The organism is Exiguobacterium sp. RIT341 (assembly GCF_000632205.1).
Classification (GTDB): Bacteria; Bacillota; Bacilli; order Exiguobacteriales; family Exiguobacteriaceae; genus Exiguobacterium_A.
The window spans coordinates 252,346-274,839 of record NZ_JFYW01000009.1 but is presented as its reverse complement, the minus strand read 5'-3'; the positions used below and the strand labels follow the sequence as shown (position 1 = coordinate 274,839).

Here is a 22,494-nt window from a genome sequence, read left to right as displayed (position 1 = left end):
CTCCAAACGATAGGCGCGAAAGTGTCTGCCGTTTGGAGTTTTTTATATAGGAGGACAACAAGATGAATCGCTGGATCGCCGCATTTCCTAAACGATATGAACAGGACGTCCGAATCGTCCAAGCGTGTCTACCGTTTGCTTGGACGCGTTTATCACCCGGGGCGATCGAAGTAAATACAGAGCACGACCAGATACAGATTCCGACTCGCTTATATGTACCAGAGATCGACTCGGAGCGGATTCAACTGACGTCGACTCAAAAAACGATGTTATTTTGCCTTTACACCCGTCATCATGATGGTCACATCCGTGAACGTTATCTCCGTCAGTTACTCAAAACAAATCAACAAGATGAATGGATACTCGTCTATATTCTTGAACTTGCTAGTGAATACGTCCGTGAAATCGTCGACATCATCGTACCTGTGATCGAGCAATGGGATCTGGAAGTGAAGCGGCGATTTGTCTCCAATGATCCAGCATACATGAAGCGAATCGAAGACCGGATGATCAGTTACTGGAATGCTTATTATCGGTCGAGTGGAAAACGACGATCCGAAGCGGACTACCCAGGCTTTTGGATTATAGAATCGTTACGGGAAGGTGTTTCAGTAGAGGAAGTCTAAAGAGATGAAGAGGAGGCGCACGCATGATCACAAAATCGAAGGATTTGTACTTAGAAGGACCCGGACCTGCTGTTTTGCTGTTACATAGCTTTACCGGTAGTGCGAATGAGATGCGTGGTCTCGCTCGTGTTTTACATGCAGCCGGGTATACCTGTTACGCGCCAAATTATGCCGGGCACGGCGAATCGCCGGAGCGTTTGTTTGCGACGACGATCGAAGTCGTCTGGCAGTCCGCGCAAGACGGATGCGCCTTTTTACATGAGCAAGGGCATGAGAATGTCTTTTTGATTGGGCAATCACTCGGTGGGGTGATGGCTCTTCGACTGGCAGAACAGTCAGGATGCGCTGGACTCATCTTACTCTCGACGCCGATTCTTGAGCGGACGATTGCGGGACTCGAGCACCGTGTTCGTCGCTATACAGAACGGTATTTTCAGTTTGACGATCGTTCACCGGAGTGGATCGCAGACTTTGTCGACCGTCATTTTCCACGACCGGAAAAAGACTTACGAGCACTGCAACAGTTCATCCTCGACATAGGAGTCGTCTTGCCGAAGATCACGCAGCCCATCGCTCTATTCCTTGGCGCCTTAGATGATGTCGTCTATCATGCCAGTATCGAGCGAATCGAAACGACGGTGTCGAGCCGAGATCAGAAAAAGGTTCTTCTTCCGAACAGTAAACATTTACTGACGCTCGATCGGGACAAACAGCGTCTGTTCGAAGAAATCCTCGTCTTCTTGAAGACGCATCCGGTAGATTCCTTGAAACCATCATCTGCTGTGCAGTAGGCTAGATAGGTAAGCGACACGCGAAAGGGGAAGAGATCATGCGAATTTTAGTAGTAGGGGCAAGTGGAACGATTGGTCAGGCAGTTGTCGAACAGTTGAGTGAGCGACATGAAATCATTCGTGCTGGGCGAAGCGGAGCGGATGTGCAAGTCGACATCACATCAGAGGAAAGCATTCGGGCGATGTATGAAGCAGTCGGTTCTGTTGATGCTGTTATCAGTGCTACAGGTGGCGCTCATTTTGGTTCATTGACGGACTTAACACCGGAGCTCAATCAAATCGGAATCGACAGTAAACTAAAAGGTCAGGTTAATCTGGTCCTACTTGGTTTGGAGTCAGTACGAGACGGGGGAAGCTTTACGCTGACGACCGGCATCATGATGGACGATCCGATTCGCCAAGGCGTATCTGCTGCGCTTGCGAACGGTGGGGTCAAAGCGTTCGTTCATGCAGCGGCGATCGAGATGCCACGAGGCATTCGAATCAACAGTGTCAGTCCGAACGTACTGATTGAGTCGCTCGAGAAGTACGGACCCTTCTTCCGTGGTTTTGAAGCCGTTCCGGCGTCACGTGTCGCAACGGCGTTCGAAAAAAGTGTCGAAGGGGCACAGACGGGGCAAAATTACGAAGTCTATTAACTAAAAAAGCAGGTAGCGAAAAATCGCTACCTGCTTTTTTACAGACCGGATAGGATATAACGTTCAATCCCGAAAAGTAATAGAGTGATCCCGAGACAAATGAGTAAGTTGCGTACGAACCAGCGACCTGTCATCGTCCGGTTCATGATCAGTTTCTCCAGTGTCAGATTGACGAGAAGCACACATAAGAAGATGACGCCAAACCAAATCATCCAGACACATCCTTTCTTTCTTCTTAACGAATCCAATAGCTAAAAAGTTTCGCGCCCGTCAGGAGCAGGAAATCATTCAGAAGAACGGGAAGGAAACAAACAGTCGATTTTACAAGGAGGAACATGACGATGAAACAAGCAGTCCTAGTGATTGATTTTCAACAAGAACTCGTCGACGGAAACACGGAAGAACGTCCAGTATACTTAAAGGAACAAGTCGCGCACGTCATCGAAGCGGTCGTACTCGAAGCAGACGACAGGAACATCCCGGTCGTCTTCATTCGGGATCTAGATGTCGCTGGCGGAACAGGACCTGGGTTTGCAGTCCATGACTTGATTCCCGTTCCAACTTCTAGTGTCACGTTCGATAAAGCGGCGACGAATGCGTTCCATGGCACTCCCTTGCTCGATCATCTACGCCAAGCATCGATTGAACATCTGATTGTCTTAGGCTGTAAGACGGAGCACTGCATCGATACCGCGGTGCGCAGTGCGACAGTACATGGTTTTGATGTCACACTCGTCGCAGATGGGCATACAACGAACGGCTCCGATGTACTGACACCGGAGCAAATGATCGCACACCACAATCAAGTCTTGCACGGTCATTACAACGTTGAGCACTTTGCGATGGTTCGTCCGTCGACGGAGGACGTCTTCACCCCAACCCACAATGACTACCGAACATGAAGAGGAGAATAAGATGATCGAATTACGAAAAATGACAGCGTCTGACTACGATCGATACGCAATGCTTGTTCAAGACGAACGTGTCATGCGTTATATCACGGAGCAGGCGTTAACGGAATCAGAAACGAAACAGCGCTTTGAACGAATCCTTGAACAACAGCAGCGCGACCGACTGGGATCGTATCTGATCTATGCCGAAGAGACATGGATCGGAATCGGACACATGACCCGGAGTCAAACTCAACCGTTCGAAGCAGAACTCGGTTATATGCTACTACCCGATCAGTGGGGACGCGGATACGGCACAGCCATTGCAGAGCGTCTGTTACAGTTAGCGACAGAAGAAGAGTTACAGGTTGTCACGGCAACGATTGATCCAGCACATGAAGCCTCGCGCCGTATTTTGATCGGATTAGGTTTTGAATCGACATATGTTGGACCGATTGATGGACTATCAGGCGAAACGCTACAGAAAATATTGGGGACTACGGAATGACACGAGATGAATGGATTAAACATTTTCAACTCGACGTCGTGGCGTGTGCGACCGTCGACGAATCGTATAGTTCTGAAGTCGATCGTCTCGTCCTAACGGATGGTCAGGTCGTCTTCTTGAAGCGTCCGTATACGGCTGAAAAGTGGTACCGGGAATGTGGCTGGATTCGTGCACTAGAAGGGCTTGTACCCGTACCGCGCATCTTTGCTGAAGCAGCTCCTGGGCAGACAACCGGGGCATTCGTGCTGGCTGCCTTACCGGGACAGGCACCGGTCTCGATGACTAAAAAATTGGCGTACGAAATTGGTCGAACGCTTGCAATACTGCATACGTGCACAGGAGAAGCCTACGGCGAGTATACGAAAAACGGATTTTATGCCTACCCGGTTCAGGACTGGCGACGTTTCCGGAATGAAAAACTTGATGGATTCATGCCGTTCATCACGTCCGAACTCGCCCCCGGTTTTTTAGAGAACATTCAAACAGAGTTACTCAGACGAGAACAATCGTTACCAGAGCCTTCACGTCCCGTTGCCACACATTGTGACTTCCGCCTAGCAAATTTACTGACGGTAGGTGATCAAGTCACAGGGGTGATCGATTTCGAGACGACCCGCTACGGGGCCGTCGAGATGGACTTCACGAAGATCGTCCGTAATCTCAATACGTTCGGTTCCATTTACGTCATGGCATTTCAAGAGGGATACGCGACGTTACACCCAGACGTGCCGATTGAGACGTATCTCGCATACTATCGTTTGTGGGAAGCACTCACGGCCGTCGGCTGGTGCATCAAACGTGGACTAGAAGAGCACCGGGTGTTCTTTGAGGAGAACATCATGCTCATCGAGCAGGAATTACAGATGACGAGCATATCGGACGGATATTGATTCACCCATGTCTTGGAAGAAACCTCTATACTTAGAGAAATGAGGAATATGAGGGGGAAGCGAGATGACAGGGAAACGAATCGGAATCATCGGTGGTGGACTCGCCGGAATCTTTGCGGCACGTCAATTGCAGGCAGCAGGACATGCTGTTGAAATCATCGAAAAAAGCCAGAGCGTCGGGGGGCGAATGGCAACACGTCGGATTGATGAAGGAACAGCTGATCATGGTGCTGTCTTCTTCACGGTTCGGACGGAAGAGTTGGGACGCGAAGTCGACGGATGGCTTGAGAAAGGGTGGGTTCGTAAATGGTTCGGAACGGATTTTCCACGCTATGTCGCGACGGACGGCATGAATCAACTCGTACAAGCGATTGGTCGAGGGATTCCCGTCCAGTTGAATGAACAGGTCACGCATATTACGGCAATGGAGGACGAACTCGTCACACAAGCGACGGATCATCAAGGTGCGTATGATGCGTTACTTGTGACGGCGCCTGTACCGCAAGCATATGAACTGTTGCAGGCTTCTGATCTGGCGCTCGGAGAGGGCGATCATGAGCAGTTACGCCAAGTGACGTTCGAGCCGACATTCGTGGGTCTGTTTGAAATCAAAGAGCGACTGACGATCGGGGAAGTCGGCCTACAAGACGAACAACTCGTCGATGGGATGTTAAAACTCGTCAATAATGCCGAGAAACAGATTTCGAAGACGACACTCCTGAGCGTCTATATGACAGCTCGCTTCAGTGAAGACTGGTACGAGCGCCCAGAAGAAGAGACACTCGTGGAAGTCGAGCGTCTGTTACAACAGCAACTCGGACCAGTGACGATTATCTCCCGCCAGCTCAAGCGTTGGCGTTACGCTCAGGCACGCGCAGTTTACCGGACACCGCATTTGAAACTGTCGTCACATCCACTTTGGCTTGCTGGTGATGCGTTCCTTGAAGCCGATGATGCGTCAGGACGGACGCGCGTCGAGAGCGCTATCATCTCCGGATTACGTGTCGCAGAAGCGATCGACACCCACTTACGTCAGACGGTAACAGCGACGGAATGAACGAAAACATGCACTTCTTCTCTGACTCGAGAAGAAGCGCATTTTTTTGTTACTCACGATCATTTCACCTGAAAGTGTTGTTCACTCCAAGCTGCCATGTGATCAAGAATTGGTAAAAAACTATGACCAGCATCCGTTAGAGAATATTCAACACGAGGGGGAACTTCGCCAAAGATGTGCCGTTGAATCAACCCATCCGCTTCAAGCTCACGTAGCTGACGTGTCAATGTTCCCTTAGAGATACCTGTTAATTGTTGCAGTTCATGAAAACGATGTGTCCCGTGTGTCAGGTGCCACAGCAAGATGATCTTCCATTTTCCAGCGACCATCTGTTGGACCCGAGTGACTGGACAGGCAGTGCGTTGATTGGTCGTTGTATCGAATACAGCCACATTCATCCTCTCCCATTGGTTCGTTTTGAGGGACCTAGTTTCAGATAAGTGCCTACTTTTTTTAGTGTATCACCTAGCGTATCATGAAGAACAACATCAAACTTCAAAGGAGTGGTTTCATCATGAAATGGTTAATTACAGGAGCAACCGGAAAATTAGGCGCGCGGATCGTGCAGCACCTCAGTGAACAAGTCGGCAACGAACATGTAGCGGTTAGTGTCCGCGACGTCGAAAAAGCAACAGAGCTTGCAGCACAAGGAATCGATGTCCGATACGGAGACTTTGATCAGCCCGAAACACTCGGACAAGCGTTTCAAGGAATCGATCGATTGTTGATCATTTCGACGGACGGTGAAGAGGCGACTCGGATCCGGCAACACCAAGCCGCTGTCACGGCAGCAAAAGAGGCAGGCGTCAAGCTGATCGGCTATACGAGCATCGCCAATGCGGCACACAGTACAAACGGACTTGCTCGAACGCATCGTGTCACAGAGGAAGCGATTCAAGCGACAGGTATCCCGTATGTCTTTTTCCGTAACAACTGGTATCTCGAAAATGAACTCGGAACGATTGACGCCGTCGCGCAAGGCGCAGACTGGTTAACGGCAGCAGGCGAAGGGAAAGTCGGATGGGCGTTACAAGATGAGTATGCGCTAGCCATTGCGACGGGACTAACGCTTGAGCATCCAAACCCCATCTATGAACTATCGGGTCCGTTGCATACACAAGCAGAACTCGCGACTGCAGTCGGAACAGTGCTTAACCGATCGGTCGCTTTAGATGAAGTGGATGAAGCGACATATGGTGAGCGGATGCAAGCAGCTGGCTTACCTGACTTCTTGATTCCAATGCTGACTGGTATCCAGGCAGATATCGCAGCAGGGACTCTGGCAGTAGAAAGTACTGATTTTGAAGCATTACTCGGTCGTCCCGTGACGACGCTGGAAGAGGGAGTCCGTCTCCTTTTGAAAAGATAAGTTCATCTGAACGTTTTCAGGATGAATGAGTAGGGTAAATCCCCTTTAGAAGCAATTAAAGGAGGAGCCCTACCATGAAACTGTCATCCTATCGTGTTAAGGAAGGCGAGCAAGTCTCGTTTTCGAATTACCCGACATCAGAAGAACATAAAATTTCGGAAGCAGAATTGCGAGAGAAACGGATTCCAAAAAGTGTTGAGACGTTACAAGAGTTACATTGGCGTTTGCATGCTGAAGAGAAAAATGGCGTCCTCGTCATCCTGCAAGCAATTGATGCAGCGGGGAAGGACGAGGCGATCAGCTATATCTTTTCTAACTTGAACGCACAAGGACTCCGAACGATTTCCGTCAAAAAACCGTCGGATACGGAGCAAAAACATGACTACCTATGGCGGATCCACGAAGGACTACCAGAAAAAGGGGAAGTCGGCATCTTAAACCGCTCCTATTATGAGGAAGTCATTGCACCACGAATCCATGATTTGCTCGAGGAGGAAGAAAAGCCGGATGAGGGTGACGTGTGGCAGATGCGCTATCGTCAAATCAATGACTTTGAACGCTATCTCGTCGAGAATGGCTTCCGAGTCGTCAAGTTTTTGTTTCATGTCTCAAAAGAGGAGCAACGGCAACGGCTGTTGACTCGTCTGAAAGATCCAACGAAAAACTTCGAATTCTCGTTTAATGACATTGAGGAACGCAAGCACTGGGACGAATACCATGAGATTTTTGCTGAGCTCGTCTCAGCGACATCGACATCGTATGCACCATGGTATATCTTACCGGCAGATGACGAATGGTATTCCCGCTATATCGTCACCGAAGTCATGAATGACGTCCTGAAGGAAATTGATCCGCAATATCCAAAGCTATCAGAAGAGGATCAGGAACAGCTGGATGAAGCGATTAAACGACTGGAAGAAGAAGCATAAAATATTTAAATACACCAAAAGCGATTGTTCTCTTGCTGAGAAGAATCGCTTTTTTAATACACTTAGAGTTGTATGAAATTCTATTTACTCATCATGATTTCTGAACTTCTGAACATCTCGGGACAAATGTCCTGTTCAAATCAGAAGGACTCTCGTTAAATGAGAGTATCATGGAAGAAGAGAGGAGTATGCATATGCGTGGTATCTTATTTGCGATTGCTGGTGGCTTTTTCTTAACGCTTCAAAGTGTCGCCAATGCCCGGATCAGTCAAACGATCGGGACGTGGCAAGCAGCGACGATCACTCAGATGACCGGGTTCATCGTTGCGATCCTCTTAGCGGTCGTCTTACGGGATCGTAGTTTTTCAGCGATGCGCCGTGTCAAACCGCTTTATCTAGCAGGAGGTGCCTTTGCGGCGATCATATTATTCAGCAACATGACGGCGGTCCACCGGATGGGTGTGACCTTAACGATTTCGCTCTTTTTATTAGCGCAATTAGCGCTGGCACTCTGGATTGACGGAAGAGGCTGGTTCGGCGTCATGAAACGCCGACTGCGGGGGCCGCAGATCATCGGCATCTTGATGATGGTTGCAGGCATCTTCATCTTAAAGAGCTAAGGAGGAGAAGAAGTGACGGACATTGTGAGCTATTTGGAACGGTATCAGTTAACGCATGTCTTTGATGTATCGCTACGCAAGGCGATGCACATCCAGACGTTCGCACCGGGTGAGGCTTTATGCCGACAAGGCGATGTTGCGCATGAACTGTACTTGCTCGTCGAAGGGAAATTGAAGATTACGCATATGTCGGCAACAGGGAAACGTCTCGTGTTATCCTTCAAGCATCCGTTTGATCTCGTCGGCGATATTGAGTTTGTCCGAAAGATTGATTTGATGAACACGGTTAAGGCAGTGACACCAGTAACCGTCTTACGCATCGCCTATGCGGATTTGGAAGAGGCACGTGTACATCATTCTGCTTTTCTATTATTTTTACTCGAGACGATCACGAAAAAGTTTGAATTGAAATCGCATACGCTCAGCTTCAATCTGCTGTATCCGGTAGAAGTTCGGCTAGCCAGTTATTTGCTGTCGATGACACCTGATACGGATGCTTTTGCGAGTAAGGAACTGGTCGATGCGGCAGATTTGATCGGGACGAGCTACCGTCATGTCAACCGTGTCTTACGTCAGTTCGTCGACGATGGGTTGATTCGCAGAACGCAGCATACGATTGAGATCATTGATCGAGACGGATTGATGGAGCGCGTTGGAGAAAGCATTTACGAATGAAAGAGGTGCGACATGGTTACGGGAATCATCCTTGCTCTTTGTGGGGGCATGCTCGTTTGTATTCAAAATACGTTTAACGCAAAAGTCAAAGAACATGTCGGTGCTTGGGCGACGACGACGCTAGTCCTTGGACTCGGGTTCCTCGCTTCACTGACGATTGGTTTGATCGTCGAAGGGTCACAATTGTTTGCACTCGAACAGGCGCAAACTTGGTTTTGGTTCAGTGGTATCATCGGTGTCGGTGTCGTCCTCTGTGTGACGCAAGGAGTTCAACAACTCGGACCAAGTCGAGCGATTTCGATCGTCATGGTGTCGCAAATCTTATTTGCCTTACTGTGGGATACGCTCGGTTGGTTCGGGTTACAAGCCGTTCCATTTACGTGGACGAAAGCACTCGGTGTGTTGCTGATTGGTGGGGGCGTACTGTTATTTCAACTGGGCGGGAAAACAACAACTGTACGACAAGTACGTAAAGGAGCTTGAAGATGTTTTATACGACAGTATTATTCGATATTGACCATACACTACTTAATTTTGAAGCGACGGAACGGATTGCCTTTCGCCATCTGCTCGAGCAACAAGATCTAACGTGGACGATTGAGCGAGAAGCGCGCTACAAGGAAATCAATCACGCGCTCTGGAGAGCACTCGAACGGGGTGAAGTGACACGTGAGGAAGTCATTCACTCGCGATTCGTGACGTTCTTTGCGGAAGAAGGACGAGAAGTCAACGGACGAGAAGTTGACGAAACGTATCGTGGATACCTCGCGCAAGGGACGGAATTGATTCCGGGTGCGACTGCCCTGTTAGAGCAACTAGAAGGGAACGTCGAGATGTACGTCGTCACGAACGGGATTTCAAAGACGCAACGCGCGCGACTTGATGGCGCCGGATTAACGGACTTCTTTAAAGCGATTTTCGTTTCAGAAGAGACGGGTTTTCAAAAGCCGATGGCAGGATTTTTCGATCATGTGTTTGCGCGGATTCCACAATTCGACCCGGCGCGAACGATCATTATCGGAGATTCCTTGTCAGCTGATATTGCAGGTGGCAATCAAGCTGGTATCGCAACATGTTGGTTTAATCCAGAAGGAAAGCCGGCAACGGATATCAAGCCCACGTTTACGATTACCTCTTTAGCCGAACTACCTGCAGTGCTTGAAAACGCAGCAGTCCTTCAACAATGAATCAAATCAGTCGATAGGAAAGAGAAGAAAAGGGGGCGATCACCGTGCAACGATGTGATCAACAGACGCTGGAGGCAACTCCCGTCTAATTAAAAGGGGAAATGAACATGATTCAACTCGTACCGGTAACAGCAGAAAATTGGGAAGCTTGTTGTGAGCTGACGCTGACAGCAGAACAGCAGGACTTCATGGAAGCGAATGTCTATTCGATCGCGCAAGCGAAGTTCGAACCAAGCCTTGTCCTTCGGGCGATTATGATGAACGATATGGTTGTTGGTTTTGTGATGTACAACACGGAACTAGAAGAACTCGACGGTTACTGGATATACCGCATCATGATTGATCAGGTGCGGCAAGGGAACGGGATCGGGCGATTAGCGATGCAAGCCGTGATTGAAGAGATGCGAATGTTACCCGCAGCAAAACGAATCGTCGTCGGTTATCGACCGGATAATCAGGCGGCACACCGTCTGTATGCGAGTCTTGGCTTCATCGACCACGGGGATCGATTCGGTCGGGAAATGGCAGTACGATTAGAAGTATAAAACTTGATGAACCGTCGATTAAACAGGAGTCTCCTGACATGCTGTCGAACTAGAATCAGCATGTGAGCAACAAAGGAGTCTGATGAGATGAAAGTACGTCAAATGATAGCGGACGATTACGAAGAAGTCGTCCGTATTTACGAACAAGGAATAAAGACGGAGAACGCGACGTTTCGCACGGAAGCATTACCGTACGAAGAATGGACGAGACATCACCATGAACACAGTCGTCTCGTTGCGATTGAAGGCGAGCAACTGCTCGGCTGGGTTGCGTTAAGTCCATTTTCTTCGATTCCAGCATACGCTGGTGTCGCTGAAATCAGTCTTTATATTGCAGAAGAAGTACGCGGTAAAGGTGTCGGCACTCGCTTGATGGAAGACGTCATTGCAACAAGTGAAGCAGCAGGCATCTGGACCCTGCAATCGCAAGTCTTTCCGGAAAATCATGCGAGTCTGCGCCTTCATGAACGTTTTAATTTTCGCGAAGTTGGTCGCCGGGAGCGAATTGGTCGGCTCGGAGGCAGATGGCGCGATACGGTATTGCTCGAGCGACGCAGCACATATCTCTAAAATTCGGCAAGTGGACGCAATGTTCCCTTGCCTTCTTTGTGTTGAAAGCAAGGGATAACGGGAAAAGACAGACAGCAAAAGAAGGGGAGGGATCACGATGGATGATTTTTTTGGTGAAGGACTTGAGACCAATCAACAAAAGCGGAAACGCAAACTAGAGGAAATTTTTGATCAGTCGTTTGAATCGGAGCGACGGGATTTTAATCAATCGTTGGAGCAGGACGTGACAGTTGCTTTGATCGGAGACGTCAATGCGGGAAAATCCTCGACCTTGAACGCAATTCTTGGTCGCGAAGTCGCAACGGTCGGAGCACGTCCAGGTGAAACGGTTCGGATCGATCAAGTAAGGCAACATCCAGAAGATAAAGTCATCTTCGTCGATACACCGGGACTAAATGATGCCAATACACAGAACTCGGAAGCGACATGGACGTATTATCAAAGTGCCGATGTCATCCTTTATTTTTTAAATGCGGCAGGTACCGTCTTATCTGAGACAGAGACGAAGAATTTCCAGAAAATCTATCAACATAACCAAAATGTCTTGATCGTTGTCACGAAGATGGATGCGACGGATGATGTCGACACGATCGTTCACCATATTGCAGAAAAACTACCAGGACCAAAAATCATTCCCGTATCAGCACGAGAAGGAACGAATATTGATCGGCTCCGCCGGGAGGTCCTCGATATCTTAAAAAAGTTCGACAAGGATAATGTGTTCGTTCGCCAGATGGATCCGACCGTTCGTGGGAAGATCGCCAACAATTGGATCGTGGGTGCTGGAACAGCTGCTGGTGCAATCGGTGCCGTCCCGTTTCCAGGAGCTGATATCATTCCGTTGACTTCAATTCAAATCGGCTTGATGCTCAAGTTATCAAATCTGTATGAACGGCAGTTATCCAAGGAGAGTGCGAAGGAGTTGCTTGTCGTGACAATCGTCGGAAACTCCGGGAAAACGGCTTTTCGACAAATAGCGAAACTGGTTCCGGGATATGGTGCCGTCATTGCAGCGGGAGTCGCTTCGACCGCCACCCTTGCACTTGGATATGGAACGAAATATGTCTATGAGAATAAGCTCGAACTAACGCCGGAACAACTAATGGGATTCGTCAAACGATTCCGAAAGAAGGCGGAGGAGTCGTCAAAAGAGACAAACGAGTAATCTCCTTGCTATTCCATACAGCAATGAAGGGGGAGAACATATGACACGATACTCGAAGAAATCAAACAATATCAATCGAAATTCCGACAAAAGGCACCTGCTGAGAAACAACGGTTGATGGCGGAAGCGACAGCTGAACTGGCTGCTTCTGGAGTCGCACAAGGTCTAGGTGTCGGTGACACAATCCCACACTTTACATTACCCGATGTATTTGGAGAACCAGTCGCAATCGAGACATTACTCGAGCAAGGTCCTGTTATCTTAACGTTCTACCGGGGTGGCTAGTGTCCGTACTGCAATCTCGAGCTTCGCGCGTACGAACGGTAAATCGACCGAATCCGCGCTCAAAGAGCGCCTGTCATTGCAATTAGTCCGGAGACAGCTGATTTTGCTGAGCAAACGGCGAATAAGAATGCGTTAAGTTTCCCTGTCTTAAGTGACGTTGATTTACATGTATCCCGTCAATTTGATTTGGTGTTCGACTTGCCAGATTATTTGATTGAGATTTACAAAGCATCGGGACTTGATGTAGCGAAGCACAATGGAAATGAGGATTGGCAGTTACCGAAACCGGCGACGTTTATCATTGATACGAATGGTGTGATTCGTTTCGTAGAAGTGCCGTCCGATTATACGAAACGCGTTGATCCAGAACACATCCTCCAAAACCTTGAACAGAATAAAAAGTATGAAGATTGACTTAAACGGTCTGGCTTCTCTCTACTTGTTGGGAGAAGTCAGACCGTTTGAAGTTTCCCTTTATTTTGTATCAAGAAGTACTCGTCTCAGCCATTCTTGAAATTTGAGATCAGTCTGTTGCCAATCCATTGCCCGTGCAAAATGATGAGCGGAGATGCGAATGGCTTCGTACTCCTCTGGATCTCGGAAGCAAGCTCGCATTTCGGCAGCGAGTGCACCAGGTGTTTTGTTTTTAGCCATGTAGCCTGTCATGCCGTACTGAACGGCGTCTCGGACACCAGGAGCATCATATACGATGGATGGTGTTCCGACCGCCGCCGCTTCAATAATAGAAAAACCTACGCCTTCACGTATGGAAGGGAAAAGGAGAGCGGTGGCACGACTCATCATGCGGCGCGTTTCTGTTTCAGTGACTGAATCGTAATATGTGATAGCATCCTTCACTTCTTTAGGAAGGGGAAGTGTAAGGTATTGCAAAAGATGAGAGCTGTTACGAATACCAATCAGCCAGAGGCGTGTCTCAGGAAACTCACGTTGGACCATGAGGAATGCCCCAATCGTATCTTGAAGTTCTTTTTTGTTCAGACGGTTGATATATAGAAAGGTTGGAACATGTTCTTTTAACTCCCATTCCTGTTCAGACCACGTGGAAAAGGAAAGTCCTGGCGGCAACATCGTGATATGACTGTTAGTAAAACCAGCACTTTGTAGTTCATCTACAACAGAGGGGCTGACAGTCAAGGCATGACTATCTTTATACCAGCTTAACCGTCGAGTCTCTGTCCATTCGCCAAGCTTTGAAAAAGGAAACACAAGCGTCGTCGACCAACGCTCACGAATCAATTGATAAAGAAATAAAGTTCGTTTATGACGTGGAACATAAAGTGGTGTGAAGAAATGAAACCCATTCAAATGATCCAGAACTAAATCAATCGTTTTAGCATAAGACCAGTAATAATAAAGTGCATATGGAATAAGAGAAGCTGTCGTACCATAACGGAGGTAAGTGATACCATCTCGATACTCCGTCGGTGATCCGCCCTTGAATGAGACAGACAAATGGGTAACTCGGTAGGTAGTACTGACACGCCGCAACATTTCATGAATAAAAGTTTCAGCTTCTCCGGCTTGTGGATGTCGAGCATCACGCCAAGATAAAAAAAGTAGATGAGGTTTCATGTCGTACCTCCTTTGCGTAGAAAAAATTGGATCCGAAAGATCGGTTCTGCTAATAATCTTCTCTAAAGTAGAAGGATATTCCTAGAAAATGCATCAAATCAATAGACTTCTGTTTCATCCATGATGTCCTGAAGCGTTACGTATAAAAGCTTTTGGGTAAAGAACAATAACGAAACGGGTAGGAGGAAAGCGCATGAAATGGAAGGGAAGAGAACGGAGTTCGAACGTCGAGGACCGGCGGGGAATGGGTGGGAAAGGAATCGCCGGTATCGGCGGTGGTGTCGGGATCATCCTGCTGATCGTCATCACTTTGATGGGCGGTAATCCAACTGAACTACTCGGAGACTTAACCGGTGGGGATCAGCAAAATACGACGTATGAGGAAACAGCGCAGGAAAAAGAAGCAGCGGACTTCGTCTCCGTCGTCTTGGCCGATACGGAACGAGTCTGGACGAAAGAATTTAAAGAAGATGGTAAGACCTATAAAAAACCGAAACTCGTCTTATATACGGATCAAGTTAGTTCGGCTTGCGGACAAGCAGGGAAGTCCGTCGGTCCCTTTTACTGTCCCGGTGATCAGAAATTATACATTGATTTAAGCTTTTATGATGAACTGCAGACGAAATACGGAGCACCGGGCGATTTTGCGATGGCGTATGTCATTGCGCATGAAGTAGGGCATCATGTCCAGACGTTACTTGGAAAATCGGATGAGATCATGCCACTTCGAAAGCAAATGAGTGAGGAGAAGTTCAATAAATACCTCGTTCGATTCGAGCTACAGGCAGATTATTATGCCGGCGTATGGGCGCATCACGCGCAAGGAGAAAACTTGCTCGAAGAAGGCGATCTTGAAGAAGCGTTGACAGCAGCCAATGCTGTTGGGGACGATACGTTACAAGAGAAAGGACAAGGATATGTCGTACCGGAAAGTTTCACTCACGGCACATCGGCGCAACGAGAGCGTTGGTTCCAAAAAGGCTTTGATAACGGCACGATCGAAGGTGGAGACACATTCAAAGCGAAGAATCTATAAAACGAAGTAAAGACATACCTTTTGAAACATTTTCCAGTCGTTTCCGTAAAGAAGAGAGAAGGATTCAAAGGGGAGTGTCGAAGTTGAAGCACATCAGTCTATTTTTGTTGCTGTATACGGCTGTCGTCGTATTGACGTACATCGTGTCACGATTTGCGCCAAACTTGTTGGTCTACATGGTCTATATTGCGATTGCGTCGTTACTCGTCATCACGGGCTATTTATTGAAACGGCTTGTACTGAAACGTTAAATACCAAAAAGGGGCTGACTCACATGTCAGCCTCTTTCGCTATTTAAAAGCAATCTTATGAACGGAACATCGTCGGATCATCTGGAACGTTCTCCAGGTAAGTGATCCGTCCGTTTTCATTAAGACGTGCGATATCTTTTCCGTCTTGCGTGAAGACGCTACCGTCTGCCCGTTTTCCGCAAACTGCCCAGCGTGTTTCATACGTTCCTGGTGTTGTTTCTTCCCAGCCGGCGTACATATGCTTAATATCCTGATTCGCCGTGAACACATGACGGACGAATTGTTTCCAGGCGTCGATGCCGTGCTTTGGTTGTCCGTTCAGAACGAACGTGATGTCTGTCGTAAACAAGGAAACGAGATCCTCGAACGCTTGTGCGTCCGTGCGTGACGCGTCGAATAAATCGAAATAACGATTCAATACCATAGTAAAAACCTCTTTCTGTTCATTAAAGTGTCATCATCCGGTCTGTGATTAACGCATGCAACCGTTCTAAATGTTCCGGTGGACAGGAGGTATCGATTGCTTGACGGATCGAGCCGATTGATTCGCGCTTCAACGTCGATTGCCAAGCATCTTCTGCCTCTGTCATCAGATTCGAGAGCAGACCGATCTCCTGTTCCTGAATCCCCATCAAATCTTCAAAGACACCACTTGACGCGTACAATGTCTGTTTGCCCTCAATGGCTTGATAGACATCGAAGATTTGAATTTCTTCTGCCGGACGTCGTAAGCGAAAGCCCCCTTTGACACCCGGTACGGAATACAACAGATCCGCCTGAACGAGTTTTCGTAAGAGCTTTTGGAAATAGGTCGGTGAAGCACCGAGTTGCTGACTAATGAACTCACCGGACAAAACGGCGCGCTCCGGCAGGAAGGTTAAGAGCAACATCGCATAAACGGATTGCTCGACTCCTGTTTTCATTTGCATAGAAAGACTCCTTTCGTTAAACGTGGATAATGTATATCCATAATAGTTCGATGATGAAAAATTGTCGAATGATATGCTCTCACAAAACCGTCACACCTTTTCGACAGCATCTGCATGGCATCCCCGTTCCGGATTCGGTATACTAAATGTACGATATGTGAAAATATTCACTAAAAGTCGTTCACACTTTGTGAAAGGACGTTTGTATATGAATCCATTAAAAGGAATCGTCCAGATTCCACGTAGTATTCTCATTCAATTCATCATTGCAGCTTTCTTAATGGGGGTCGCGGTCGTCGGTCAGTCATACGGCATCGTGTTGACGGTCGATCGCATTTTCCTAAAAGAACAACCGTTTGAAGCTGTCATTCCGTTACTACTCACCGTTCTCGGTATGTTGTTGCTCCGAGTCGCCGTGACGTATTGGAACGGTCGTCTTGGTACGACGTTATCGGCACACATGAAGCAGGCGCTTCGAGAAGCACTCGTTGCGAAATATACGAGTCGCTCAGTCGAGATGATGCTACAAGGGCAAGCGGGACAGAAGGTCAGTGTCTTGCTCGATGCAGTAGACGAGATGGACAGCTACTATAGTCAATATTTGCCGAAAGTCGTCCAGACGACGATCGTTCCCTTGATGGTCTTGATTGCGGCATTCAGCTATGACTGGATCACGGGTCTTGTCATGATGATCACGGCGCCGTTCATTCCGTTGTTTTACATCATCATCGGCATCATGACGCAAAAGCGGGCCGATGCTCAACTCGAGAAGATGACGGCATTCTCAGGAACGTTCCTCGATACGTTACAAGGACTGACGACCTTGAAGTTATTCGGTCGCGCGAAACGACAGCGTGACGTCATCGAAAAAAGCAGTCTCGATTTCCGAGATGCGACATTAACGGTCTTGAAGCTCGCCTTCTTGTCGTCATTGATGCTTGAGTTCGTCTCGATGCTCAGCATGGGAATGATTGCACTTGAAGTCAGTCTGCGTTTGATTCTGTTTCAAAGCATCACCTTTATCCCAGCGTTCTTGATGCTCGTGTTGGCACCAGAATACTATCTTGCCTTAAAAGAGATGGGGGCTGCTTTCCACACGGGACGCGGTAGTGTGGCAGCAGCGAAACAAATCGCAGCCGAATTGACGGCAGACGATCGTCCTGTTGCATTCGGTCAATCGGAACTCACGATGAATCGTCCACCACAAATCGTCTTGGATGAAGTCGGCTTTACGTACCAAGAAGGACGTTTTGCCTTGCAAGATATCGGGCTTACGATTGAGCCGTATCAAAAGGTAGCGTTGATCGGTCGCAGTGGGGCCGGTAAATCGACCGTCTTGCAGTTGATTGCCGGACTCGCGGATCCACAAGAAGGACGGATCCTACTCGACGGAACCGAGCGCGGTCAGGTGGAGGAAACAAGCTGGTTCCGTCAGTTGAGCTACATTTCTCAACATCCGTATCTGTATGCCGGAACACTGGCAGAAAACATCGCGATTGGTGAGCTTCGTCAAGCGACGCCGGAAGAGATTTTCGAAGCGGCGCAGGCGGCAGGGCTCGAGGAGTTGATTGCGACGTTGCCTGAAGGGATCGACACGGTGATCGGAGAAGGTGGACGCGGTCTATCGGGTGGCGAAAAACAGCGTGTTGCGTTAGCGCGAGCGTTCTTGAAACGACCGAACGTCGTCGTCTTTGATGAACCGACGACTGGACTTGATGTCAAAACGGAGCGACTGCTCCAACAAGCGATTGAGCAACTCGGACAATCGGCAACGGTCATCACTGTCGCGCACCGTTTGCATACGATTGAACGATCGGATCAAATCGTCGTTCTCGACGGCGGACGAATCGTCGATCGTGGCACCCATGATGAATTGCTTGGTCGCGATTCGGAATATGCGCGGATGCGTAGCGTCCAGAGAGGGGAGGAAACACGATGAAGGAATTATTAGGAGTCTTTCGGTTGATGGTGCATCAAAAACGCGATATCGCCTGGTCGATCTTCTTCGGTGTCCTCGCCGGTGTGACAGCGGTCGGTTTATTCGCAGCAAGTGGTTACCTGATTTCAAAGGCAGCCTTGTTGCCACCGATCCAGACACTCGCCGTCTTGATCGCCCTGCAAAAAGTGTCGAGTCTGACGCGCGCCGTCAGTCGGTATGCGGAACGTTACTATTCGCACCGGGCGACGTTTACGATCCTTAGTGACATCCGAACGTCATTTTACCGTCGTCTCGAGCCGCTTGCGCCAGGGATTTTTGGTAAGTACCGCAGTGGTGACTTACTTGCGCGGATCGTCGGGGATGTCGAGAGTCTACAAAATACGTTCTTACGTGTCCTCTATCCACCGATCGTGTTACTGCTCGTCTTCTTCTGTACGATCTTTTTCGTCAGTTTCTTCTCATGGACGATTGCCGGGATTCTGTTGCTTGGTTTAATTTTGACCGGTTTCTTGATTCCGGCATGGTTCGCGTACCGTGAACAACGCTTCGCCCGTTCAGTCCGTGTTCGACGTGGTGACTTGTCGACAGAAGTGACAGAGTTATTCCAAGGCTATCGTGATTTGAAGATTTACCAACAGCTCGACCAAAAGGAACAGGACTTGAATGCCGTCGCGAAACGGTATGTCGAGGAAGAGAAACGTAATGGTTTACACGCTGTCTCGAACCTGGCCTTGAATACGATGGTGACGTTGATCATCTCTTGGCTTGTCCTCGGTGTGGGTGCCTATCTCGTCGCAAGCGGACAACTCGAGGGAGTTTTCCTCGCTTTACTCGTCATGACATCGCTGACCGTCTTTGAAAATGCGGCACCGATGGCGATCTTACCCGGCTTTTTTGAAGATAGCCGCCATGCTGCGAAACGACTCGATGAAGTCGTGACTGAGCAAGAGGAGCCGACGTACGCTCCGTTCGTCCTCGATCAGGCACCGTCCTTTGAAACGAATGCGCTGACGTTTACGTTTCCTGATGCACCCCGTCCAGTCTTACGTGACGTCACTGTTTCGATTCCGGCTGGTAAGAAGACGGCAATCGTCGGAGCGAGTGGTTCCGGGAAATCCACGTTACTTCAATTGATGTTACGGATGTATCCGACGGACGGATTAACGATTGCTGGACAGGACAGTCAGACGGTTGATCCGGAAGGACTCTGGCAGCACGCGAATGTCGTCCTGCAACAAAATCACTACTTTTATGGAACGCTTCGTGATAATCTACTGCTCGCAAACGAAGCAGCGACGGACGAAGCGATGCGACAAGCACTCGACGATGTCGGATTAACGACATTCGAGTTGAGTGATCGTGTGTTTGAAAAAGGAGAGAACTTATCCGGAGGAGAAAAACAGCGGCTAGCGATTGCCCGCGTGCTCTTGCGAGAAGCATCGCTTTACTTGCTTGACGAACCGACGTCATCCGTTGATGCTTTGACGGAACAGATGATTCTCAAGCGACTGTTTGCGCGAGCAACGGATGCGACACTCGTGCTCGTCAGCCACCGCTTAGCGGGTCTTGAAGCGATGGATCAAATCATCGTCATGGATCAAGGACAAGTCATCGAAGTCGGAACGTATGCCGAATTGATGACACGACAAGGGGCATTTTATGAGTTAAAACAAGTCGAACAATCTGTGTTTGCTCCAATTGGATAAAAAGTATGGAAGGCAATGAATCAAGTAAGGTTCATTGCCTTTTTTATTTAGCTTGGAAGAACTGAAAAGACATGACAGTCTACTTCTGAAATGGTAAAGTCTAGAAAAAACATAGGGGGATTTTATGCATATCGAACAATCATCCATCGTTGTCGATCAGTCGACCGTTTCATATGATCATTTTCAGATGGGATCCAAACAGGTCTGCTTCTTGATTTCGGGAGCATCGTACGTATACGACCATCCATACTTTTACTACAGTCGAATGGCATTACTCGCGCGAGGCATCGATGTCATCTGCATTCACTATGTGACAGAAGATCTATTTTCGATGTCAGACGCTGAATCAAATGCCTGCATGACCCGTAGAGTCGACGCTGTCGTCTCGGAAGTGCTTGCGACGCATCCATACGAAAACGTTCAGTTTATCGCAAAATCGTTAGGCACGATTCCGCTTGCCGCGTTACTTGCTAAGCCGAGTCTACAGACAGCACGCTTCGTTTTCTTAACACCCGTCCTAAATGAAGTGGTCGAACAAATCGCCGCCTCGACGCAAGCTGGACTGATCGTCATTGGCACGGCCGATAAGTTTTATGATGAGGCAGCACTTGAAACGTGTCGGACATCACAATTAATGATTGATGTTATCGAAGGAGCGAATCATTCACTAGACCAAGGATTTGAGGTCGATTCGTCACTTGCAGTTCTCGGACATGTCATTCGTCAGATCGAAGCCAGTCTATTCGAACCGCTACATCAGTAAAAAATCCGTCCAGCAGAGAGGCTGCTGGACGGATTTTTTAGTATGGGCGAAGTAAGGCGCGAACGGGACTACCATCGCCGTCGACGAGCGGGAGCGGGACGGCATTCAAGTGGTAATTACCAGGCGTGATCGCATCGAGGACGAGTCCTTCGAGGATATGGATTCCATGCTGTGCCAGTGCGTGATGGGCTGCCATTTCCTTGCTATCAATCGCATCGACGCTTGGTAAGTCAAGACCAATCAGCGAAATCCCGAGTTCTCCGAGACGTTCAGCAAGACTTGGTGTCAACACAGGAATCGTCTCTGGGAAAGTCGATTTGTCGATCCAACCATCCGTTTTGATGATCAAGCGCTGGACGTCATTTAGCTCAAAGCCATCTAAATCAGCGGCTGTGATTTCTGTACGACCTGGTAAGTAAATGACACGCGCATGTCCGATATAGAGGTCTGGATCCAGGTCGATGATTTTTTGTCCAGCATCATCAAAATGAAACGGCGCGTCGACATGGGTACCGGTATGCAGACTCATCGTAACTTTGCCGACGTTAACGGAACCGGTGTCTGCCTTATTCCATGTCAATGTGGCTTCAAAAGGTGTATCCCCCGGCCACGTCGTGACGTGACGATCAAGTGGTTGTGAAACATCAATCCATCGTGTCATCGTTTCATCCTCCTCATAATGTCGTGCGGACCGACCACAGTTCTGGGAAGAACCGGTGGTCGAGCACACGCCGTAGATAACTGACACCAGACGAACCGCCCGTTCCTGGTTTTTGTCCGATGATCCGTTCGACGGTACTCATATGGTTAAAGCGCCACATCTGTTGCTGGCTCCCGATATCCAGTAGTTTTTCACCGAGTTCATACAGATCCCAGTACCGCTCGACATCACGATAGACGCTTGCCCAAGCGGCCTCGACACTTGTATTTGGTGTCCAGTCTTCCGTGACATCACGCTCAAGGACGGACGCGTCGATCGGTAGCCTATGGCGCGCCATCGCCCGGATCGTTTCATCGTAGATGCTTGGTGTCTTCAAGTCTTCGAGCATCATCGGATAAAGTGTTTCATCATGTGCATAAACTTTTAGCATCTGCTCATTCTTGAAACCGAGCGCGAATTCGATTTGCCGGTTTTGATACGATTGGAAACCGGATGAGTGACCAAGTGCGTCACGGAATTCCAGATATTCGGCAGGGGTCAAGGTCGACAAAACATTCCACGACTGGATCAACTGGTGCTGAATCTTTGAGATCCGTGCGAGCATCTTAAACGATGATTCGAGATCATCGTTTGCAACGGCTTGCGTCGCTGCACGCATCTCATGCAGGATCAGCTTCATCCATAGCTCGCTCGTTTGATGAATGATGATGAACAGCATCTCGTCGTGATGACCTGATAAGCGATGTTGACTCGTAAGCAATGGATCCAGTTGCAAATAATCCCCATAGGACATATCTTTCTTAAAATCCGTTTGAATCGATGCTTCAATAGACGTAGGATCTGTCTTTGTCATTCCCATTCATCCCCTTTA

30 protein-coding genes are annotated in these 22,494 nt (G+C 48.5%); 23 read left to right on the top strand and 7 right to left on the bottom strand.

Annotated features, from left to right (window positions below; translation table 11 throughout):
* Positions 1-62 precede the first annotated feature (62 nt).
* The 3 genes from BW42_RS12330 to BW42_RS12320 are packed head-to-tail and all read left to right on the top strand — an operon-like array spanning position 63 to position 2,055.
* Positions 63-626 carry a hypothetical protein gene (locus tag BW42_RS12330; protein WP_052019141.1) on the top strand — a complete coding sequence of 188 codons (564 nt, stop codon included), beginning with the start codon at positions 63-65 and terminating at the stop codon, positions 624-626.
* Positions 627-649: 23 nt separating this feature from the next.
* A complete protein-coding gene (locus BW42_RS12325; RefSeq protein ID WP_035411613.1) occupies positions 650-1,417 on the top strand; it encodes a carboxylesterase in 768 nt (255 codons plus the stop codon).
* Positions 1,418-1,455: 38 nt separating this feature from the next.
* Entirely contained in the window at positions 1,456-2,055 is a 600-nt protein-coding gene (locus BW42_RS12320) for a short chain dehydrogenase (RefSeq protein WP_035411610.1), read from the top strand.
* 38 nt (positions 2,056-2,093) lie between these two features.
* Here BW42_RS12320 and BW42_RS16335 read toward each other — a convergent pair whose 3' ends face one another.
* The gene (locus BW42_RS16335; protein ID WP_155960197.1) at positions 2,094-2,267 is read right to left on the bottom strand and encodes a hypothetical protein; all 174 of its coding nucleotides are present in this window, start codon (positions 2,265-2,267) and stop codon (positions 2,094-2,096) included.
* Between the two features lie 129 nt (positions 2,268-2,396).
* Between BW42_RS16335 and BW42_RS12315 the strand changes: the two genes are divergently transcribed.
* The 4 genes from BW42_RS12315 (at position 2,397) to BW42_RS12300 (ending at position 5,400) form a co-directional block, all read left to right on the top strand.
* Positions 2,397-2,957: an isochorismatase family protein gene (locus BW42_RS12315; protein ID WP_035411606.1), complete on the top strand. Its 561-nt coding sequence runs from the start codon at positions 2,397-2,399 to the stop codon at positions 2,955-2,957.
* Between the two features lie 13 nt (positions 2,958-2,970).
* On the top strand, positions 2,971-3,453 hold the full coding sequence (locus BW42_RS12310; protein WP_035411603.1) for a GNAT family N-acetyltransferase: 483 nt from the start codon (positions 2,971-2,973) through the stop codon (positions 3,451-3,453).
* Positions 3,450-4,343 carry a phosphotransferase family protein gene (locus BW42_RS12305; protein ID WP_035411600.1) on the top strand — a complete coding sequence of 298 codons (894 nt, stop codon included), beginning with the start codon at positions 3,450-3,452 and terminating at the stop codon, positions 4,341-4,343. The genes BW42_RS12310 and BW42_RS12305 overlap by 4 nt, the downstream gene beginning before the upstream one ends.
* 64 nt (positions 4,344-4,407) lie before the next feature.
* A complete protein-coding gene (locus tag BW42_RS12300) occupies positions 4,408-5,400 on the top strand; it encodes an NAD(P)/FAD-dependent oxidoreductase (RefSeq protein WP_035411597.1) in 993 nt (330 codons plus the stop codon).
* A 59-nt stretch (positions 5,401-5,459) separates the two neighbouring features.
* Here the strand turns inward: BW42_RS12300 and BW42_RS12295 are convergent, their stop codons facing one another.
* Positions 5,460-5,792, bottom strand: coding sequence for a winged helix-turn-helix transcriptional regulator (locus tag BW42_RS12295; protein ID WP_369792033.1), 333 nt, complete (start codon positions 5,790-5,792; stop codon positions 5,460-5,462).
* 122 nt (positions 5,793-5,914) lie between these two features.
* Between BW42_RS12295 and BW42_RS12290 the strand changes: the two genes are divergently transcribed.
* From BW42_RS12290 to BW42_RS16595, 11 genes are all read left to right on the top strand, one after another.
* Positions 5,915-6,769 carry an SDR family oxidoreductase gene (locus BW42_RS12290; RefSeq protein WP_035411591.1) on the top strand — a complete coding sequence of 285 codons (855 nt, stop codon included), beginning with the start codon at positions 5,915-5,917 and terminating at the stop codon, positions 6,767-6,769.
* Positions 6,770-6,843: 74 nt separating this feature from the next.
* Positions 6,844-7,698 carry a phosphate--nucleotide phosphotransferase gene (locus tag BW42_RS12285; RefSeq protein ID WP_035411588.1) on the top strand — a complete coding sequence of 285 codons (855 nt, stop codon included), beginning with the start codon at positions 6,844-6,846 and terminating at the stop codon, positions 7,696-7,698.
* A gap of 194 nt (positions 7,699-7,892) precedes the next feature.
* On the top strand, positions 7,893-8,318 hold the full coding sequence (locus tag BW42_RS12280; RefSeq protein ID WP_035411585.1) for a DMT family transporter: 426 nt from the start codon (positions 7,893-7,895) through the stop codon (positions 8,316-8,318).
* Between the two features lie 12 nt (positions 8,319-8,330).
* Positions 8,331-8,993 carry a Crp/Fnr family transcriptional regulator gene (locus BW42_RS12275; protein ID WP_035411582.1) on the top strand — a complete coding sequence of 221 codons (663 nt, stop codon included), beginning with the start codon at positions 8,331-8,333 and terminating at the stop codon, positions 8,991-8,993.
* 12 nt (positions 8,994-9,005) lie between these two features.
* Positions 9,006-9,476, top strand: a complete 471-nt coding sequence (locus BW42_RS12270) for a DMT family transporter (protein ID WP_035411580.1) — start codon at positions 9,006-9,008, stop codon at positions 9,474-9,476.
* 2 nt (positions 9,477-9,478) lie between these two features.
* Positions 9,479-10,180 (top strand): YjjG family noncanonical pyrimidine nucleotidase, encoded by a 702-nt coding sequence (locus tag BW42_RS12265; protein WP_035411577.1) that lies wholly within the window; start codon positions 9,479-9,481, stop codon positions 10,178-10,180.
* 107 nt (positions 10,181-10,287) lie between these two features.
* Positions 10,288-10,725, top strand: coding sequence for a GNAT family N-acetyltransferase (locus BW42_RS12260; protein WP_081780426.1), 438 nt, complete (start codon positions 10,288-10,290; stop codon positions 10,723-10,725).
* An 87-nt stretch (positions 10,726-10,812) separates the two neighbouring features.
* Entirely contained in the window at positions 10,813-11,295 is a 483-nt protein-coding gene (locus BW42_RS12255) for a GNAT family N-acetyltransferase (RefSeq protein WP_035411571.1), read from the top strand.
* Between the two features lie 97 nt (positions 11,296-11,392).
* Positions 11,393-12,460 (top strand): YcjF family protein, encoded by a 1,068-nt coding sequence (locus BW42_RS12250; protein WP_035411567.1) that lies wholly within the window; start codon positions 11,393-11,395, stop codon positions 12,458-12,460.
* Positions 12,461-12,577: 117 nt separating this feature from the next.
* Positions 12,578-12,745 carry a hypothetical protein gene (locus BW42_RS16600; RefSeq protein WP_231496911.1) on the top strand — a complete coding sequence of 56 codons (168 nt, stop codon included), beginning with the start codon at positions 12,578-12,580 and terminating at the stop codon, positions 12,743-12,745.
* A 42-nt stretch (positions 12,746-12,787) separates the two neighbouring features.
* Positions 12,788-13,159 (top strand): redoxin domain-containing protein, encoded by a 372-nt coding sequence (locus BW42_RS16595; protein WP_369792034.1) that lies wholly within the window; start codon positions 12,788-12,790, stop codon positions 13,157-13,159.
* Between the two features lie 60 nt (positions 13,160-13,219).
* Here BW42_RS16595 and BW42_RS12240 read toward each other — a convergent pair whose 3' ends face one another.
* Positions 13,220-14,338, bottom strand: coding sequence for a glycosyltransferase family 4 protein (locus tag BW42_RS12240; protein WP_035411564.1), 1,119 nt, complete (start codon positions 14,336-14,338; stop codon positions 13,220-13,222).
* A gap of 193 nt (positions 14,339-14,531) precedes the next feature.
* On the opposite strand from BW42_RS12240, the gene BW42_RS12235 reads away from it, so the two are divergent.
* Both BW42_RS12235 and BW42_RS16330 read left to right on the top strand, forming a co-directional pair.
* Positions 14,532-15,374 carry a neutral zinc metallopeptidase gene (locus BW42_RS12235; protein ID WP_035411561.1) on the top strand — a complete coding sequence of 281 codons (843 nt, stop codon included), beginning with the start codon at positions 14,532-14,534 and terminating at the stop codon, positions 15,372-15,374.
* Between the two features lie 83 nt (positions 15,375-15,457).
* On the top strand, positions 15,458-15,625 hold the full coding sequence (locus BW42_RS16330; protein ID WP_155960196.1) for a hypothetical protein: 168 nt from the start codon (positions 15,458-15,460) through the stop codon (positions 15,623-15,625).
* A 55-nt stretch (positions 15,626-15,680) separates the two neighbouring features.
* Here the strand turns inward: BW42_RS16330 and BW42_RS12230 are convergent, their stop codons facing one another.
* Both BW42_RS12230 and BW42_RS12225 read right to left on the bottom strand, forming a co-directional pair.
* Entirely contained in the window at positions 15,681-16,049 is a 369-nt protein-coding gene (locus BW42_RS12230; protein WP_035411560.1) for a nuclear transport factor 2 family protein, read from the bottom strand.
* A gap of 22 nt (positions 16,050-16,071) precedes the next feature.
* The gene (locus tag BW42_RS12225; protein ID WP_035411554.1) at positions 16,072-16,554 is read right to left on the bottom strand and encodes an Rrf2 family transcriptional regulator; all 483 of its coding nucleotides are present in this window, start codon (positions 16,552-16,554) and stop codon (positions 16,072-16,074) included.
* Between the two features lie 208 nt (positions 16,555-16,762).
* Between BW42_RS12225 and cydD the strand changes: the two genes are divergently transcribed.
* The 3 genes from cydD (at position 16,763) to BW42_RS12210 (ending at position 20,962) form a co-directional block, all read left to right on the top strand.
* The gene (gene cydD / locus BW42_RS12220) at positions 16,763-18,493 is read left to right on the top strand and encodes a thiol reductant ABC exporter subunit CydD (RefSeq protein WP_035411552.1); all 1,731 of its coding nucleotides are present in this window, start codon (positions 16,763-16,765) and stop codon (positions 18,491-18,493) included.
* Positions 18,490-20,199 carry a thiol reductant ABC exporter subunit CydC gene (gene cydC / locus BW42_RS12215; RefSeq protein WP_035411549.1) on the top strand — a complete coding sequence of 570 codons (1,710 nt, stop codon included), beginning with the start codon at positions 18,490-18,492 and terminating at the stop codon, positions 20,197-20,199. Before cydD ends, cydC begins: the two co-directional genes overlap by 4 nt.
* Positions 20,200-20,323: 124 nt before the next feature.
* Complete coding sequence (locus BW42_RS12210; RefSeq protein WP_035411546.1) at positions 20,324-20,962, top strand: alpha/beta hydrolase; 639 nt, start codon at positions 20,324-20,326, stop codon at positions 20,960-20,962.
* Between the two features lie 37 nt (positions 20,963-20,999).
* On the opposite strand, the gene kynB is transcribed toward BW42_RS12210, so the two are convergent.
* Both kynB and kynA read right to left on the bottom strand, forming a co-directional pair.
* A complete protein-coding gene (kynB, locus tag BW42_RS12205) occupies positions 21,000-21,623 on the bottom strand; it encodes an arylformamidase (RefSeq protein ID WP_035411543.1) in 624 nt (207 codons plus the stop codon).
* A gap of 13 nt (positions 21,624-21,636) precedes the next feature.
* On the bottom strand, positions 21,637-22,476 hold the full coding sequence (gene kynA / locus BW42_RS12200; RefSeq protein WP_035411540.1) for a tryptophan 2,3-dioxygenase: 840 nt from the start codon (positions 22,474-22,476) through the stop codon (positions 21,637-21,639).
* Positions 22,477-22,494: the final 18 nt, after the last annotated feature.

Excerpts from the sequence above, each read along its gene's own strand:
- BW42_RS12330 (WP_052019141.1), top strand. The coding sequence starts at position 63 with ATGAATCGCTGGATCGCCGCATTTCCTAAACGATATGAACAGGACGTC.
- BW42_RS12325 (WP_035411613.1), top strand. The coding sequence starts at position 650 with ATGATCACAAAATCGAAGGATTTGTACTTAGAAGGACCCGGACCTGCT.
- BW42_RS12320 (WP_035411610.1), top strand. The coding sequence starts at position 1,456 with ATGCGAATTTTAGTAGTAGGGGCAAGTGGAACGATTGGTCAGGCAGTT.
- BW42_RS16335 (WP_155960197.1), bottom strand. The coding sequence starts at position 2,267 with ATGATTTGGTTTGGCGTCATCTTCTTATGTGTGCTTCTCGTCAATCTG.
- BW42_RS12315 (WP_035411606.1), top strand. The coding sequence starts at position 2,397 with ATGAAACAAGCAGTCCTAGTGATTGATTTTCAACAAGAACTCGTCGAC.
- BW42_RS12310 (WP_035411603.1), top strand. The coding sequence starts at position 2,971 with ATGATCGAATTACGAAAAATGACAGCGTCTGACTACGATCGATACGCA.
- BW42_RS12305 (WP_035411600.1), top strand. The coding sequence starts at position 3,450 with ATGACACGAGATGAATGGATTAAACATTTTCAACTCGACGTCGTGGCG.
- BW42_RS12300 (WP_035411597.1), top strand. The coding sequence starts at position 4,408 with ATGACAGGGAAACGAATCGGAATCATCGGTGGTGGACTCGCCGGAATC.
- BW42_RS12290 (WP_035411591.1), top strand. The coding sequence starts at position 5,915 with ATGAAATGGTTAATTACAGGAGCAACCGGAAAATTAGGCGCGCGGATC.
- BW42_RS12285 (WP_035411588.1), top strand. The coding sequence starts at position 6,844 with ATGAAACTGTCATCCTATCGTGTTAAGGAAGGCGAGCAAGTCTCGTTT.
- BW42_RS12280 (WP_035411585.1), top strand. The coding sequence starts at position 7,893 with ATGCGTGGTATCTTATTTGCGATTGCTGGTGGCTTTTTCTTAACGCTT.
- BW42_RS12270 (WP_035411580.1), top strand. The coding sequence starts at position 9,006 with ATGGTTACGGGAATCATCCTTGCTCTTTGTGGGGGCATGCTCGTTTGT.
- BW42_RS12265 (WP_035411577.1), top strand. The coding sequence starts at position 9,479 with ATGTTTTATACGACAGTATTATTCGATATTGACCATACACTACTTAAT.
- BW42_RS12260 (WP_081780426.1), top strand. The coding sequence starts at position 10,288 with ATGATTCAACTCGTACCGGTAACAGCAGAAAATTGGGAAGCTTGTTGT.
- BW42_RS12255 (WP_035411571.1), top strand. The coding sequence starts at position 10,813 with ATGAAAGTACGTCAAATGATAGCGGACGATTACGAAGAAGTCGTCCGT.
- BW42_RS12250 (WP_035411567.1), top strand. The coding sequence starts at position 11,393 with ATGGATGATTTTTTTGGTGAAGGACTTGAGACCAATCAACAAAAGCGG.
- BW42_RS16600 (WP_231496911.1), top strand. The coding sequence starts at position 12,578 with ATGGCGGAAGCGACAGCTGAACTGGCTGCTTCTGGAGTCGCACAAGGT.
- BW42_RS12240 (WP_035411564.1), bottom strand. The coding sequence starts at position 14,338 with ATGAAACCTCATCTACTTTTTTTATCTTGGCGTGATGCTCGACATCCA.
- BW42_RS12235 (WP_035411561.1), top strand. The coding sequence starts at position 14,532 with ATGAAATGGAAGGGAAGAGAACGGAGTTCGAACGTCGAGGACCGGCGG.
- BW42_RS12230 (WP_035411560.1), bottom strand. The coding sequence starts at position 16,049 with ATGGTATTGAATCGTTATTTCGATTTATTCGACGCGTCACGCACGGAC.
- BW42_RS12225 (WP_035411554.1), bottom strand. The coding sequence starts at position 16,554 with ATGCAAATGAAAACAGGAGTCGAGCAATCCGTTTATGCGATGTTGCTC.
- cydD (WP_035411552.1), top strand. The coding sequence starts at position 16,763 with ATGAATCCATTAAAAGGAATCGTCCAGATTCCACGTAGTATTCTCATT.
- cydC (WP_035411549.1), top strand. The coding sequence starts at position 18,490 with ATGAAGGAATTATTAGGAGTCTTTCGGTTGATGGTGCATCAAAAACGC.
- BW42_RS12210 (WP_035411546.1), top strand. The coding sequence starts at position 20,324 with ATGCATATCGAACAATCATCCATCGTTGTCGATCAGTCGACCGTTTCA.
- kynB (WP_035411543.1), bottom strand. The coding sequence starts at position 21,623 with ATGACACGATGGATTGATGTTTCACAACCACTTGATCGTCACGTCACG.
- kynA (WP_035411540.1), bottom strand. The coding sequence starts at position 22,476 with ATGACAAAGACAGATCCTACGTCTATTGAAGCATCGATTCAAACGGAT.